At 73.5% G+C, this 13279-nt stretch carries 13 protein-coding genes and 1 pseudogene; 7 read left to right on the forward strand and 7 right to left on the reverse strand.

The genetic code is table 11. The features are described 5' to 3' along the window. Window positions 1-4: 4 nt before the first annotated feature. The 4 genes from ACF061_RS21695 to ACF061_RS21710 all read left to right on the forward strand — a co-directional run bounded on the left by ACF061_RS21695 (window position 5) and on the right by ACF061_RS21710 (window position 3271). Window positions 5-1027 carry an ATP-binding cassette domain-containing protein gene (locus ACF061_RS21695; RefSeq protein ID WP_392268555.1) on the forward strand — a complete coding sequence of 341 codons (1023 nt, stop codon included), beginning with the start codon at window positions 5-7 and terminating at the stop codon, window positions 1025-1027. Further along, window positions 1024-1806 (forward strand): ABC transporter permease, encoded by a 783-nt coding sequence (locus ACF061_RS21700; protein ID WP_392268556.1) that lies wholly within the window; start codon window positions 1024-1026, stop codon window positions 1804-1806. The genes ACF061_RS21695 and ACF061_RS21700 overlap by 4 nt, the downstream gene beginning before the upstream one ends. Before the next feature lie 276 nt (window positions 1807-2082). Then, window positions 2083-2406 carry a hydrophobin family protein gene (locus ACF061_RS21705; RefSeq protein ID WP_392268557.1) on the forward strand — a complete coding sequence of 108 codons (324 nt, stop codon included), beginning with the start codon at window positions 2083-2085 and terminating at the stop codon, window positions 2404-2406. A 265-nt stretch (window positions 2407-2671) separates the two neighbouring features. After that, window positions 2672-3271 (forward strand): lytic transglycosylase domain-containing protein, encoded by a 600-nt coding sequence (locus ACF061_RS21710; protein WP_392268558.1) that lies wholly within the window; start codon window positions 2672-2674, stop codon window positions 3269-3271. Between the two features lie 216 nt (window positions 3272-3487). Here ACF061_RS21710 and ACF061_RS21715 read toward each other — a convergent pair whose 3' ends face one another. Further along, window positions 3488-5548: a restriction endonuclease gene (locus ACF061_RS21715; protein ID WP_392268559.1), complete on the reverse strand. Its 2061-nt coding sequence runs from the start codon at window positions 5546-5548 to the stop codon at window positions 3488-3490. Window positions 5549-5878: 330 nt separating this feature from the next. Here ACF061_RS21715 and ACF061_RS21720 point away from each other — a divergent pair, with 330 nt between their 5' ends. Continuing rightward, window positions 5879-6556, forward strand: coding sequence for a GNAT family N-acetyltransferase (locus tag ACF061_RS21720; protein ID WP_392268560.1), 678 nt, complete (start codon window positions 5879-5881; stop codon window positions 6554-6556). A 215-nt stretch (window positions 6557-6771) separates the two neighbouring features. Here ACF061_RS21720 and ACF061_RS21725 read toward each other — a convergent pair whose 3' ends face one another. Beyond that, a complete protein-coding gene (locus tag ACF061_RS21725) occupies window positions 6772-7905 on the reverse strand; it encodes an FAD-dependent oxidoreductase (protein WP_392268561.1) in 1134 nt (377 codons plus the stop codon). 151 nt (window positions 7906-8056) lie between these two features. On the opposite strand from ACF061_RS21725, the gene ACF061_RS21730 reads away from it, so the two are divergent. After that, window positions 8057-8728 carry a TetR/AcrR family transcriptional regulator gene (locus ACF061_RS21730; protein WP_392268562.1) on the forward strand — a complete coding sequence of 224 codons (672 nt, stop codon included), beginning with the start codon at window positions 8057-8059 and terminating at the stop codon, window positions 8726-8728. A 216-nt stretch (window positions 8729-8944) separates the two neighbouring features. On the opposite strand, the gene ACF061_RS21735 is transcribed toward ACF061_RS21730, so the two are convergent. The 4 genes from ACF061_RS21735 to ACF061_RS21750 form a co-directional block, all read right to left on the reverse strand. Continuing rightward, window positions 8945-9457, reverse strand: a complete 513-nt coding sequence (locus ACF061_RS21735) for a hypothetical protein (RefSeq protein ID WP_392268563.1) — start codon at window positions 9455-9457, stop codon at window positions 8945-8947. Window positions 9458-9559: 102 nt separating this feature from the next. Continuing rightward, a complete protein-coding gene (locus tag ACF061_RS21740; RefSeq protein WP_392268564.1) occupies window positions 9560-10720 on the reverse strand; it encodes an oxygenase MpaB family protein in 1161 nt (386 codons plus the stop codon). 106 nt (window positions 10721-10826) lie between these two features. Further along, a complete protein-coding gene (locus ACF061_RS21745) occupies window positions 10827-11882 on the reverse strand; it encodes a polyprenyl synthetase family protein (RefSeq protein ID WP_392268565.1) in 1056 nt (351 codons plus the stop codon). Then, window positions 11872-12150, reverse strand: coding sequence for a polyprenyl synthetase (locus ACF061_RS21750; protein WP_392268566.1), 279 nt, complete (start codon window positions 12148-12150; stop codon window positions 11872-11874). The genes ACF061_RS21745 and ACF061_RS21750 overlap by 11 nt, the downstream gene beginning before the upstream one ends. A 361-nt stretch (window positions 12151-12511) precedes the next feature. Here ACF061_RS21750 and ACF061_RS21755 point away from each other — a divergent pair, with 361 nt between their 5' ends. Beyond that, window positions 12512-12961 carry a nuclear transport factor 2 family protein gene (locus tag ACF061_RS21755; protein ID WP_392268567.1) on the forward strand — a complete coding sequence of 150 codons (450 nt, stop codon included), beginning with the start codon at window positions 12512-12514 and terminating at the stop codon, window positions 12959-12961. Between the two features lie 207 nt (window positions 12962-13168). Here the strand turns inward: ACF061_RS21755 and ACF061_RS21760 are convergent. Continuing rightward, window positions 13169-13279: pseudogene (locus tag ACF061_RS21760) on the reverse strand (electron transfer flavoprotein subunit alpha/FixB family protein); the annotation flags it as partial.

A 13279-nucleotide genomic window follows, 5' to 3' on the forward strand; every position in this document is an offset into this window, starting at 1 on the left:
GCCCATGCCTTCTTCTGTCATGCCCATGACTTTTTCTGGACAGGACGGCGGTCCGCGGCCGCCCGTCGCCGTCTCCGCCGTCGGCCTGCGCAAGTCCTACGGCGACAAGACCGTGCTCGACGGCATCGATCTGCGCATCCCCACCGGCTCGGTGTTCGCGCTGCTCGGACCCAACGGCGCCGGCAAGACCACCACCGTGCAGATCCTGTCCACGCTCATTGCCGCCGACGGCGGGCAGGCACAGGTCGCCGGCCACGACGTCGCCAGGTCACCGGACGGGGTGCGCGCCGCGATCGGTGTCACCGGGCAGTTCGCCGCGCTCGACGACCTGCTCACCGCGGAGGAGAACCTGCTCCTCATGGCCGACCTGCTGCGCCTCGGCAAGCGTGAGGGGCGCTCCCGCGCCGCAGAGTTGCTGCGGCGGTTCGACATCGCGGACGTCGCGCACAAGCGGGCCGCGACCTTCTCCGGCGGTATGCGGCGCCGGCTCGACATCGCCATGACACTGGTCGGCGACCCCCGGGTGATCTTCCTGGACGAGCCGACGACCGGGCTCGACCCACGCAGCCGCCGCACCATGTGGGACATGGTGCGCTCGCTGGTCGCGGGCGGCACCACCGTCTTCCTCACCACCCAGTACCTGGAGGAGGCCGACCAGTTGGCCGACCGGATCGCCGTCCTCGACGGCGGCCGGATCGTCGCCGAGGGCACGGCCGACGAGCTCAAGGCGCGGATCCCCGGCAGCCACGTACGGCTGCGGTTCACCGACTCCGCCGAGTACGAGCGCGCGGCAGCGGCCTTCCCCGGCGCGGCGGGGGACGACGAGAACCTCGCCCTGCGGGTGGCGGGCGACGGAGGCCTCGACGCGCTGCGCGCCCTGATCGACCGGCTCGACGCCGCCGGCATCCGGGCCGCCGACCTCTCCGTGCACACCCCCGACCTGGACGACGTGTTCCTCGCCCTGACCGGCCACGGCACCACCGCGACCGGCACCGGCGCCCCGCTTCCCAAGGAGACCTCCCGATGAGCACCCTCGCCTACGCCGTGCACGACTCGATGACGATGCTGCGGCGCAACCTCAGGCACGCGATCCGCTATCCGAGCGTGTCGCTCGGCGCCGCCATGACCCCGATCCTGATGCTGTTGCTGTTCGTGTACGCCTTCGGGGACTCGATCGGCGCCGGAATGGGCGGCGGCCGGGACGCCTACCTGGAGTACCTGACGCCCGGCGTCATCGTCATGGGGGTGGCGTCCGGGGCGATGTCGACCTCGATCGCGGTCTGCTCCGACATGACCGAGGGCATCATCAACCGCTTCCGCACCATGAACATCACACGTTCGTCGTTCATGACGGGCCATGTCATCGGCAGTGTCATCCAGACGATGGCGAGCCTCGTCCTGGTCGTCGCGGTCGCGTTCGCCCTCGGTTTCCGGTCGGACGCGAGCCCGCTCAAGTGGCTCGCCGCCGCCGGCCTCCTCGCGGCCGTCGCCTTCTCGGTGACCTGGCTGGCGGTCGCGCTGGGCCTGATGTCCAAGACCGTCGAGTCCGCGAGCAACAAGCCGCTGCTGGTGCAGTTCCTGCCGTTCCTCGGCTCCGCCTTCGTGCCGGCCGGCTCGATGTCGCCGGGCCTGCGCTGGTTCGCCGAGAACCAGCCGTTCACACCGATGACCGAGACGCTGCGCGGGCTGCTCTCCGGCTCGGCGATCGGCGACAACGGCTGGATCTCGCTCGCCTGGTGCGCCGGCATCGCCCTGGTCGGATACGTCTGGTCGCGCTCGCTGTTCAACAGAGCCACCAAGCGCTGAGAGCGCCACTCGCCGCCTCGGCCGATCCCGTGTCCGCGCCACGGCGGAACCGGAGGGCGCGGTCGAGGAGACGACCCGGCCTGCGCGCCGCCGGGACGACCGCCTGCTTCCCGCCCACGCGGGTGAACCGACGACCCGCGTCGTGCCGCCCCTTCGGCCGTTCGCGCCCGCTGCCCAACGGGTGATGGTCGCCGTGGCTCCGGCCGACGGGACCACGAAGGCGGGAAGATCAGCACCGGTTCACCCCTGTTCCGTCCCTTCGATGAACGGAGAGGCATGACGAAGACCGCGCGCTTCACCGCCGGCCTGGCATCCACCGTCCTCGCCCTCGCGGCTTCCCTCACCTGGTGCTCGACGGCCAGCGCCGCCGAGACCGACCCCGTGCACTGCGAGTCGGTCCAGCAGGCTTCCTCCCCGGCGGCCACCGCGCTGACGGGCCTCCTCGGAGTCGTCCTCAGTGACCACGACGCACTGGTGGGCTTCGGCTGCGCGCCGGCCGGGAACGGCGACGCCGACGTGGACTTCTGCCGCACCACGACCGTCGATCCGGGCGGCGTCCTCTCACTGGGCCGGCTGCCGGACGGGCACACCTGCCCCTGACCCGCCCCGGCGCGGACCCCGGCCCGCCCTGTCCCACGGCGGGCCGGCCGGGCAGCCTCGGTTCCGGCCCCTTCCACCCGGTCCCGTCCGCCCCGCCGGCCCCTGCCGACGGTCCTCCGCAACGCCCGCGCCCTATGCCCGGGGACGCGGAACGGCGGTTCCGGCGCGCCGGATTGGGTCCGGGAAACGCGGGCAAGCGAACCCCGGGACGGTGGACGTCCTGCCGTCCCGACCAGGGCGGACGGCAGGGGAGAGGTGAGTGAGGATGGCCGAGCGAGCGACGGCGGAGTCGGGGCGGTGGTCCCTGCCGGTGGACCGAGGCGGCGTGCGGACGCCGCCGTTGCGGCCCGGCGGCTACGATCCGGCCGACTACGCCGCGTACGTGGTGCGCGGGGCCGAGGAGGTCGGAGTGTCACCCGTGCTCGTGATGACCGTGCTCCACAACGAGGCGTACAAGCCGCACCATCCGCTGCTGGAGCGGCTGTGGCAGTGGTGGAAGCCCGGGGCGTCCTTCGGCGTGGCCAACATGCACCGTGCGACGTTCGAACGGGTGCGGCGCGCCCACGGTCTGCCGGAGCGCTGGCAGGACCTCCGCGACGATCCCGCCTTCGCCATCCGCGCGGCGGCCCTGCACCTGAAGGACCTCGACCGGAGCCTCCCGGATCGGCACGTGCGCCGCTACACCCGCGACGAACTCCTCGCCCTGGGCTACAACGCCGGCGAACGCAACATGCGGGCCTTCGCCCGGGGCGTCCCGCCGGGCCCCATGGCACGGTCCTACCTGCGCCGCTTCCGCGCCTACCGGAACCGGGCCGCCGAGGCCCTGGCGGACCGCGACAGGCCGCACGACGCGGTGGCCGGCTAGCGGCAGCAGCCGCCGACGGCGCGGCCCGTCGACTCCACGGGACCGCCCCGGGTCAGCCGGCGGGGGCGGCCCGCGGCGGCGGGCGGCCGGTCGCCGAGGGGGTCTGGCAGTCGTGTGAACGTCGGGTGCGCGACGGTACCGGGCCGGGCCCCTTCCCGGAGAGGGCCCGCACCGCGGGAACCCCGTCCTCACGGCACCCGGCACCCGGCTCGGAACCTACTCGACCTCGATGCCGAAGTCCCGTACCAGCTCCTCCAGTCCGCCCGGGTAGCCCTTGCCGCCCAGGACGAAGTCCCAGTCGCCGTTCGGTCTGCGGCGGAAGGAACCCAGGACCAGGGCGGTCTCGCCCGGCCGGCCGTCGGAGACCTCCAGGCGCCCCAACTCCGCCAGCCCCGGGTCGAGCAGGCGGATGCGGGCCTGCGTGAAGCCCGAGAGGTCGGCGTCCGGATTGACCTCCGGGTCGACGGAGGCCACCAGGACGAACCGGTCGGCCTCCTCCGGCAGCGCGTCGAAGCAGACGCGGACCGCGGCCTTGTCGGGCGCCGAGGCGGGAAGGGCGCACACGGTGCCGTCCGGGGTCCGAGGGTTGTTGAAGAAGACGAAGTGGTCGTCGCTGAGGACCCGGTTGCCGTGGCAGACGAGAGCGCACACGTCCAACGCGACGCTTCCGGACCACGACATGCCCAGGATGTTGTGGTCATCGGGCAGCCGGGTGTCCACGACCGTCGGCGTCGGCGTCGGCCGCGCCGCGGGGCGACCGGCGCCCTCGCCCAGCCGCCCGCGGAACCCGTGGCGGTGCAGCAGGTCGACGAGTTCGGTTCCCGAGATCAGCTCCAGCGGCTTGCCGCCTGCGAAGGCGTGGGAGCCGGGGCCGAACTTCGACGTCGTCACGAGGACGCCCTTGTTGGCGCCGGTGTCCTGCACGGTTCCGTACAGGTCGCGCACGGCGGTGGGCGGCACCGTGTTGCGGTAGCGCTTCACCTGCACGACGATCTTGCCGCCGCGGATCGGTGTCGGATCCAGCGCCTCGACGTCCACCCCGCCGTCGCCTGAGCGCTCGGTCGTGACCGCCCGCATCCCCATGGCCCGGAAGAGCTCGGCGACGAGGTTCTCGAAGGCGATCGGATCCATCTCGTACAGGTCGGGCCCCTCGTCGCCGTCGTGCGTGACGACCCGGTCGCCGACCTCCTGGGGCCGCCGGCCCGGCCGTACGGCGGTGAGTTGGTCGGGACGGGACGACAGCTGCCCGCGCAGCGCGTCGGCCAGGCAGCTACCGGCGTCCACCTGCGCCAGGTGCAGGTCGCGGAAGGTCGAGCGGCGGGCCATGACGGTCGCCAGCCAGATGTGGCCCGGCCGGCCCGTCGTGGGGTCGTGCCCGTCGACGAACCCGTTCAACGCCACCGACTCCAGCACGCCCGGCTCGTCGGCGGCGAAGAGCTCGTGCAGCACGAGCAGCACGCACTGCGCGAGGACCTCCCGGTACAGGCTCCGACGCTGACCCGCCGGCCGGGGAGTCTCCTTGTCCTGGTCCACACCGGGCATGTACCGGACGGACTTGACCTCGGGAACGACGTCGTACGCCGGCAGCTCCCAGTCCAGCACCAGTTCTCCCGCCGCCGCGTCGTAGGCCGCCGTCACCTGGCGCGGAAAGCCCTCCGGCCACGCGGCCGAGGCGTACAGCGCGGCGGAGAAGTACTCGACCACGGAATTCGCATCGCGGCGCCTGACTCCCTCGGTCAGCTCGACGACACCGGCGTTGTGCCGCCGCACCTCGGCCAGTCGGGCATCGGCCCACTGCCGGTACTCCCGCTGGTAGACGGCCAACCGCCGCTGCCGCTCCGCCTCCGCCGCCTGGGCCGCGTGCCAGTCCCGCTCGAACCGGGCCCGGGCCTCCGCCTGGGCCCGGCGGCCGGCGGTCCACCCGGCCTGCGTCCGGTAGTGGCCGAAGTCCGGCATGGGCACGGGCTGCGCCAACGGTCCCGGAGCGAAGGGCTCGATGTCCTCCGGGCGCATGAGGGAGGAAGCCCGGAAGGCCGGAGCCCGGCAGCCCGCGGCGAGCAGCCCCCGCAGCGACGTGACCTGTGCGTCCAGTTCCTCGGTGCGCCGTAGTGCCTCCGCCTGCCGGTACTCGCGGTGACTCCGCGCGGCCCGCCGCTGGTGTGCGCGGGCCTGCTGCTCCTCCTGCCTCCGTCGCCTGGCTTCGTCCTCCGTCTGGCGCTGTTGCTGCCGCTGCATCTCGGCCCAGACGCCGACCAAGCCATTAGAACGACGACTCATGTGCTGCGGGCCCTCCCCAAGGCGCTCTGGTCTTTCCCCGACCAGTCGTGGCGGGACGACTCTATCCAGCGACGCGGGTGTCGCACATCCGGCCGGCAGGAGCGACCGGCTCCGTGGTGTGCCGCCGCACCGCTCGGTGCCGTGAGCGTCGCCGAGCGGCGCCCGCCCGGCGACGCCGTGAACGCGCCCCGGACCGCGAGGCGTTCGCGCACCGGTGCGGTGAGGCGGCCCGTGAGGAATTCGCGCGACACGCCGCCGTGGCTCTGCGACGCTGCGGGCTCGGGCCCCGCGGCCCGCTGTGCACCTGTGCCGAAGAGGGAGTGACGACCAGTGGGTCACATATTGCGAGGACCGGTTCTGGAAGGCGCGTCGGTGCGCCTGGAGCCTCTGGACCGCCGTCATGCGGCCGACCTGGCGGTGGCGGCCGAGGAGGACCGCGGCTCGTACCGGTTCACCTGGGTTCCCACGGCGGCGGAGGTCGACGGGTACATCGACGCCCAGCTCGCGCGCGCCGCCGCGGGCGCGATCGCCCCGTACGCGCAGGTGGACCGGACCTCGGGGCGGGCGGTCGGGGCCACGGCCTACTTGGAACCGCGCCCGTGGCCGGACGGAGAGGGGCTGTGCGCGATCGAGGTCGGGTACACCTGGCTCGCGGCGTCGGCCCAGGGCACGGGTGTGAACACCGAGGCCAAGTACCTGTTGTTCCGGCACGCGTTCGAGGACTGGGGGGTGGCGCGTCTCGACCTGAAGACCGACGCGCGCAACAGCCGTTCACGGGCCGCGATCGAGGCGGTGGGCGCCCGGTTCGAGGGTGTGCTGCGGAACTGGTCCCGGTCGTGGGCGCCCGGTGAGGACGGGCGGCTGCGCGACTCCGCGGTCTTCTCCATCACCGCGGAGGAGTGGCCGGCTCGCCGGGCAGGGCTCGAACGCCGGATCGCGCGGAACCTCGAACGCCGCCGGCCGGCGACCGCCGCGCCGGGGCCGGACGGGGCGTCGTCCGTCCGGTGATCCCGGACCTGGGGCCGGACCGGCGTTGTCCGCCGGTGATCCGGAATCCCGGGGCCGGACGGGCGTTGTCAGCCGGTGACCGCGAATCCGGGGCCCGGCGGCCGGTGTGCGTCGGGGCGGGCCGGCATACGGTCAGGCTGCCGGCCACTGGGCCATGGGCCGGGGCGGCTGCCGGCCACTGGGCCACGGGCCGGGGCGGCCGTGGTCCGTCCTGCTCAACCCGCCTGCCCGTGGCCGGTGAAGAAGGCGACGAGGCTGTGCGGGGCGTCGTCGCCGAAGCACAACCGCTGGACGCGGAAGGCATCGACGGCAGCGGCGGCACTGCGCGGGAACAGGGCCTCCTCGTACGCGCCGAGCGCGGCCTCGGGGTCGTCCGGGTGGGCGGCGAGGGCGTTGCCGAGCTCGGCGCCGTCGTACATGGCGAGGTTGGCTCCCTCGCCGGACGGGGGCATCAGGTGGGCGGCGTCGCCGAGCAGTGTCACCCCGGGTACGCGGTCCCAGCGGTGCTCGACCGGCAGGGAGTTGACGGTGCGCGGGACCGGGGCGGTCTCACCGTCCGTGATCAGCGCGGTGAGTTCCGGGGCCCAGTCGTGGAACTCCGCGGCGACCCGGGCCCTGGCCGCGGCGGCGTCGGTGAAGTCGATGGCGTCCAGCCACTCCCGCGGCTTGTCGAGCGACACATAGGTGTGCAGGACGCCGTCCGGCTCGCGGTGGGCGGAGATCCCCTTGCCGGGGGCGAGCGCGGAGAGCGAGCCGTCGCCGACGACCCGGGCGCCGACCGGGTGGCGGGTGTCGGCGTCGAACAGGTAGGTCTCGATCATGGACGTGCCGACGTACTCGGGCTCGGCGTCGGACAGCAGCGGACGGATCCGCGACCACGCCCCGTCCGCGCCGACCAGCAGGCGGGTCGTCACGGTCGTCCCGTCCGTGAACGTCACCTCGTGCCGGCCGCCCCCGAGGGCGCGGACCGCGGTGGCCTTGTGCCCCCACCGGACCGTGCCGGCGGGCAGCGAGTCGAGCAGGATCCGCCGCAGAGCGCCGCGGTGCACCTCCGGGCGCCTGCCGTTGCCGTCGTCGGGTTCGTCCAGGAGGACCTTGCCGTCCTTGTCGAGGACCCGTGACGCCTCGGCGCCCTGGTGGACGATGCCGAGGAACTCCTCGAACAGCCCGGCCGCCCTGAGCGCGAGCTGCCCGTTGTGGTCGTGGATGTCGAGCAGGCCGCCCTGGGTGCGGGCCGTGGGCGAGGTGTCCGCTTCGTAGACCGTCGCCGGGATGCCGTGGACGTGCAGGACGCGGGCGAGCGTCAGACCGCCGAGCCCGGCGCCGATGATCGTGACCGTGCTGGTCATGGTGCTTCCTTCCTGATCGGGCCATGGCCGAGCGCTGGGTGGACGCCCGGCGGCGCACTGTCTGGAACAGTGTTCCAGAGCTTCCAGGGTGGAACGTCGTTCCAGAGGTTGTCAAGCTGGAACGACGTTCCAGGTTGGTTAGGATGGCCGGATGGCAGCCAGGACGCGTCGTGCGGAACGACGGCAGGAACCGCTCTCCCGGGAGCGCATCGTCGGCGCAGCCGTGGAACTCCTCGACGCGGAGGGCGAGAGCGGTCTCACCTTCCGCGCGCTGGCCGAGCGCCTGGCGACCGGGCCGGGGGCGATCTACTGGCACGTCACGGGCAAGAGCGAACTCCTGGCCGCCGCCGCCGAGGCGGTCGTCGCCGCCACCGTCGTGGGCGACGACGCCGACGTGACGCCGCGGGAGGCGATCCGCGCCCTCGCGCTGGGCGTGTTCGACGCGATCGACGCCCATCCGTGGCTCGGCGCGAACCTCGGCGGCGCGCCCGGACGGTCACCGATGCTCCGGATCTTCGAACGCATCGGCCGTCAGGTCCAGGCGCTGGAAGTGCCCCGAGCCGCCCAGTTCACCGCGGCGTCCGCGCTGATGAGCTACATCCTCGGAGTGGCGGGCCAGAACGCCGCCAACACCCGCGCGGTCCGGCCGGGCACGGACCGGACCGAGGCCCTGGACAGCATGGCGACCGCGTGGGAAGAACTCGACCCCGAACAGTACGCGTTCACCCGGGACGTCGCCGGACAACTGCGGGAGCACGACGACCGGGTGGAGTTCCTCGCCGGCATCGAGCTCATCCTCACCGGGATCACCGCTCGCCCGTAGCCCGTAGCCCGTAGCCCGGTGCCGGTGCCGGTGCCGGTGCCGGTGGGGGAGCGGGGGCGGGGGCGGGAACAGGCCGGCGGCAGCGCCTGGGCCGGGTGTCCTGGCCGGCTCCAGTGTGGTCCGACCGCAGAGCGCGGGGGCCGCACCGTGACCGCAGTGGTTCGCGGGACGCAGCGGGCGGCCGGGTCGCGCTCCGGTGGGCCGGCGGGGAGCCGGTCAGGTGCCGAGGCTCTGGATGGTCGCTTCCACCAGACGCCGGCCCTTGGGTTCGTACCACGAGGTGTGGTCCGAGAGCCGGGCGACCGCCGCCCCCAGCCACTCGGGATCGCCGAGCCGGTGAAGCGCCTTCACCTCGCCGAGCTGGGCGAACAGGCACTTCAGCAGGATGACGTGGCCGCCCGTGTAGCGGCGCCGGTGGTGCGTGTACCGCACACGCCACGGATCGTAGGGGTGGCGCACGATGCCGTGCAGGGAACAGCCGTCGCGGCCCAGGTCGGCGCCGGGCCGCGAAGGGAGGCCGGGCGCGGCCTGCCACTTCCGGTAGGCGGCCCGCACGTTCAGCTCCACGAACCGGGACCACTCGACGGCGAGCCGGGGCGCCGCCTCCCCGTGCCGCCGGTGCTCCAGGCCCTCGGGGGTGAGCACGACGTACAGGCCGTCCTGCCGCGTCGGGTCCCCGATCACCCACCCGTCCCCCGTCAGCTCCAGCGGTCCCAGGAACTGTGCCATGGCTTCTCCCCCGTGCCCGAGTCTCCACCGAGAACATAGCCGACACACCCGGTGACCGGCGGCGGGCCGCCGAGCGTGCGAGGTGCGACCGCGGGACGGCCCTCAGGGGAGGGTGACGGCCGGCGGGGTCCACCGGCGGGCGCGGGGCAGGGTGCCGCTGACGCCGAAATCCTTCTTGAGCTGCTCGGGGATGGCGTAGTGCATGACCCGGCCGCGGGTGAGGGAGGACAGCTCCAGGACGGTGGTGAGGTGCCCGAGGCGGTCCAGCGCCCAGGCGCCGAGGGGGGAGCGGTCCTCGATGGTCTCCAGCACACCGAGGAGGTGGGGGACGGCTTTCACGACGGTGTCCCAGGGAGTGCGGGACACACCGAGCCAGTCGGCGCAGGTGTCACCGACGAGGTGGCGGATGAGGGCGGAGACGATCGGGTCGAAGAAGGTGCCCGGGACGACGTCCTCGTACAGGTCGATGAGCTGCCGGGTCAGGTGTGCGCCCTCCTCGGACGGGCCCATGTGCCGGACCATGTACGTATCGAGGAACCGCCGCGCCTGTTCCAGTGACCCGGGTACCGCGTCCTGGTCGACGCCGAGCATCGCGCCGACCACCCGCCAGGCGTAGTAGTAGGCCCGCGCGCCCTCCTCGGACATGTGGACGCCCAGACGGTGCAGGCTGTCCAGGACCAGCAGGGAGAAGAACATCTGCCCGCCGATCATGTCCTCCTGGCAGATCGGCACGCCCAGTGTCCCGGTGTCCCAGCGGCCCTCCCGCTTCAGGTGGTGGCGGATGGCGGCGTGCAGCAGGCGGACCTTCTGGGCGGCGGGGACGAACCGGCCGCCGGCCTCGAAGGCGTCGGGCCGCATCAGGTAGACGGTGAACTGGCCCGTCTCCGCCATCCGCCTGGAGGGGTAGTTCAGCCCGTGCGTGGCCGACAGCAGCTTCGCCACGTGCGGGACGAGGTAGCAGGCGGGCATCGAGGCGAAGGACAGCGCGGTGGAGATGTGCACGTTGTTGTCGATGAAGAAGAGCCTGGCCTTCTCCATCTCGCCCCAGTCCACCCAGGCGGGCGGGACGCTGGTGGCCCGCAGGTACTCCAGGGCGACGTCGGGCAGCCCGTCCGGCAACGGGGCGCCCGCCACGGAGACGTAGCGCATCAGGGTGTTGAACTCGCCCACCTCCCCGCGTTCGAACAGGGCGGCTACGGTGGCGTCGGCGAGCTCGTCACCGGCCTGCCGCAGAGCGTCCGTCGAGTCCTCGGTGTGGGTCATGGCAGGGCTCCTCGTCTCCCACGGGGTCGTGGTCGTCCACGGGGTCGTGCACGGCGGGAGGCGCCCGGCGGTGGCGCGGGCCTCCCCCGGTCTTCGTGTGCGCGGGTCAGGACAGGCGGTTCGCGGCCGAACGTGCCAGTCCGGTCAGTGCGGTGCGGGCATGTGCCGGGACGTCGGTCTCGTGCAGGGCGTCCAGGGCCTCCTCCACGCGGACGGCGATCATGTCCTCGACGCGGTCGGGCGCCTTCAGCCGGCGCATCACCTCGCGCACCGCGTCCAGCGCCTCCTCGTCCGGGGCGTGCCGGCCCAGCAGCGTGCGCAGCCGCTCCCGCTCGTCCGCGTCCGCCAGGCGCCAGGTCTCGGCCAGCAGGGCGGTGGGCCGGTGTCCGCGCACGTCGTCGGCGTCGGCCTTGCCGGTGCGCTCCGGGTCGCCGAACAGACCGAGCAGGTCGTCCCGCAACTGGAACGCCTCGCCCAGGGGCAGCCCGTACGCGCGGTAGCCGTCGCACAGCCGTCGTCCGGCACCGGCCAGGGCGCCGCCGATGAGCAGCGGCTGCTCGACGGTGTACTTGGCGGTCTTGTACCGGGCGACCTTCAGGGACGCCGCGGTGTCCGGCGCGGTCCCGGTGTGCAGGATCTCCAGGCATTCGCCGGCGATCAGCTCCCGGGCCAGCGCCGACCACAGCGGCCGGGCCCGGCTCAGATAGGCGGCGGGCAGACCGCTGGTGGTGAACAGCTGCCCGGCCAGCGCCATCAGCGCGTCCCCGACGAGCATCGCCAGCGAGCGTGCCGCGGCGACGGTGTGCGAGTGGTGCCGCACCGCGCCGCGCAGGGCGATGTGGGCGGTGGGCCGGCCGTGCCGCAGGGGACTGTCGTCGATCAGGTCGTCGTGCACCACGGCGGCGGCGTGCACCAGTTCCATGGAGGCCGCGGCCCGGACCAGCGCGGCGCTGTCGGGCTGGCCCACCGCGCGCCAGCCCCAGTAGCAGAAGGCCGCCCGCAGCCGCTTCCCGTCCGCGACCGCGGCCGTCAACTGCTCGGCCACCGGCGCCAGTGCGGGATCGATCGCCGCGAACCGGTCCGCCTCCTCGGCCACGAACCGGTGCAGGACCTCGTCGACACGCGTCCGGAACGCGGCCGGTTCCCACCGGTCAGACGTCATCGGCGGTCTGCCGGGCCTGGGCGTGCCGGGCGAGCACCTCGAGGTACGGCGGTGGTACGGCCGCGTACCGGTCCAGCGCCAGGCGTCCCCGCGCCCTCAGGTCCTGCTCGGCCTCGGCCACCAGCTCAGCGGTGTCCGCACGCCGCAGCAGCCCGCGCACCGTCCCCAGCGCCGACCCCAGCGTGCTCACCGTGAGATCCGCCAGCCCCGCCACCAGCAGTACGGCCTGCTCGTCCAGGCCCCCGCGCCGCCCCGCGTCCTGGTCCATGCCCTCTCCCCCCGCAACGCTTCCGCGCGGTGCCGGCCCGCACCGCCCTGCCCAGGGTCGTCCCACGCCCGGCACGGGTACGGGTGAACTCACCATCGAGTGAACGCGTCGCTCGCCCGTACGAAAATCGGCGGTGTCCGGTACGGGATCTCGGGGTCGCCCCGTACGACATCCCGTACGAGGTCTCCAGCCCCGGCCTGGGGCCGGCGGACCCGGACCGACGGGCCGGCGCGGAAGTGATCCGGGACGCTCGGCGCCGTTACTCCCGAGGTCATGGCGCCGGTCCGCCGGCGCCGGTGAGAATGTCGATCCGCCGTGTCCGCCGGACGCGGCTACCGGATCGGAGTGATGAGTCGTGTCCATGGCCGCACCCGCGACCACCCGCGCCGTCGTGGAGGAGTTGTTGCGCCGGATGGGCGAGGGCGATCCCGAGAGCATCGCCGAGCTGTACGCCGAGCGGGGAGACTGGAAGCTGGACTGGCCGGAGGCCGAGCACGGCCGGGCCGCCACCCCGTGGATCCGTCGCCGTTCCACCCGCGCCGACGCCGCCGCCCACTACCGCGAGCTCGCCGAGCACCATGTGCCCGGGCAGGCGGCGACCCGGATCGAACGCGTTCTCGTCGACGGCCGCGACGCGGTCGTGCTCGGCGAGATCCGCCAGACCGCCCGCCCCACCGGACGTGCCTATCGTGCCCGCTTCGCCCTGCACCTCACCGTCGAGGACGGTCTCGTCACCCGGCACCATGTGTACGAGGACAGCCTTGCCGTCGCCCAGGCGTTCGACACCGAGGGACCGGGCGAGGCCCGCTGAGGCATCCGCGACGTCGGTCGGCCGCGGCCGCTCGTCGAGGGCTCGCGATCGGCACGGTCGTCCCACCGCACGCCGGCCCGGCGTCCGGACGGCCGAAGTGCGGTGGCCGTGCGGACGGGTGGCCGCGGGCGGGTGGCGGCGCGCCGCCGGGTGCCGGGGCGCGCCGGTGCCGTCGGCCGTCCGGTCCGGTCCGGTCGGCCGGGGGTGTCAGCCCTTGCGGGTTTTGATCTCGTCGGTGAGCTGGGGGACGACGTCGAAGAGGTCGCCGACGACGCCGTAGTCGACCAGGTCGAAGATCGGGGCCTCGGGGTCCTTGTT

Origin of the sequence: Streptomyces sp. NPDC015220, assembly GCF_043079345.1 — a bacterium.
Taxonomy (GTDB): Bacteria; Actinomycetota; Actinomycetes; order Streptomycetales; family Streptomycetaceae; genus Streptomyces.

What these genes read in the sequence shown, in the direction of transcription:
- ACF061_RS21695 (WP_392268555.1), top strand. Translation starts at nt 5, where the DNA reads ATGCCTTCTTCTGTCATGCCCATGACTTTTTCTGGACAGGACGGCGGT.
- ACF061_RS21700 (WP_392268556.1), top strand. Translation starts at nt 1,024, where the DNA reads ATGAGCACCCTCGCCTACGCCGTGCACGACTCGATGACGATGCTGCGG.
- ACF061_RS21705 (WP_392268557.1), top strand. Translation starts at nt 2,083, where the DNA reads ATGACGAAGACCGCGCGCTTCACCGCCGGCCTGGCATCCACCGTCCTC.
- ACF061_RS21710 (WP_392268558.1), top strand. Translation starts at nt 2,672, where the DNA reads ATGGCCGAGCGAGCGACGGCGGAGTCGGGGCGGTGGTCCCTGCCGGTG.
- ACF061_RS21715 (WP_392268559.1), bottom strand. Translation starts at nt 5,548, where the DNA reads ATGAGTCGTCGTTCTAATGGCTTGGTCGGCGTCTGGGCCGAGATGCAG.
- ACF061_RS21725 (WP_392268561.1), bottom strand. Translation starts at nt 7,905, where the DNA reads ATGACCAGCACGGTCACGATCATCGGCGCCGGGCTCGGCGGTCTGACG.
- ACF061_RS21730 (WP_392268562.1), top strand. Translation starts at nt 8,057, where the DNA reads ATGGCAGCCAGGACGCGTCGTGCGGAACGACGGCAGGAACCGCTCTCC.
- ACF061_RS21735 (WP_392268563.1), bottom strand. Translation starts at nt 9,457, where the DNA reads ATGGCACAGTTCCTGGGACCGCTGGAGCTGACGGGGGACGGGTGGGTG.
- ACF061_RS21740 (WP_392268564.1), bottom strand. Translation starts at nt 10,720, where the DNA reads ATGACCCACACCGAGGACTCGACGGACGCTCTGCGGCAGGCCGGTGAC.
- ACF061_RS21745 (WP_392268565.1), bottom strand. Translation starts at nt 11,882, where the DNA reads ATGACGTCTGACCGGTGGGAACCGGCCGCGTTCCGGACGCGTGTCGAC.
- ACF061_RS21750 (WP_392268566.1), bottom strand. Translation starts at nt 12,150, where the DNA reads ATGGACCAGGACGCGGGGCGGCGCGGGGGCCTGGACGAGCAGGCCGTA.
- ACF061_RS21755 (WP_392268567.1), top strand. Translation starts at nt 12,512, where the DNA reads ATGGCCGCACCCGCGACCACCCGCGCCGTCGTGGAGGAGTTGTTGCGC.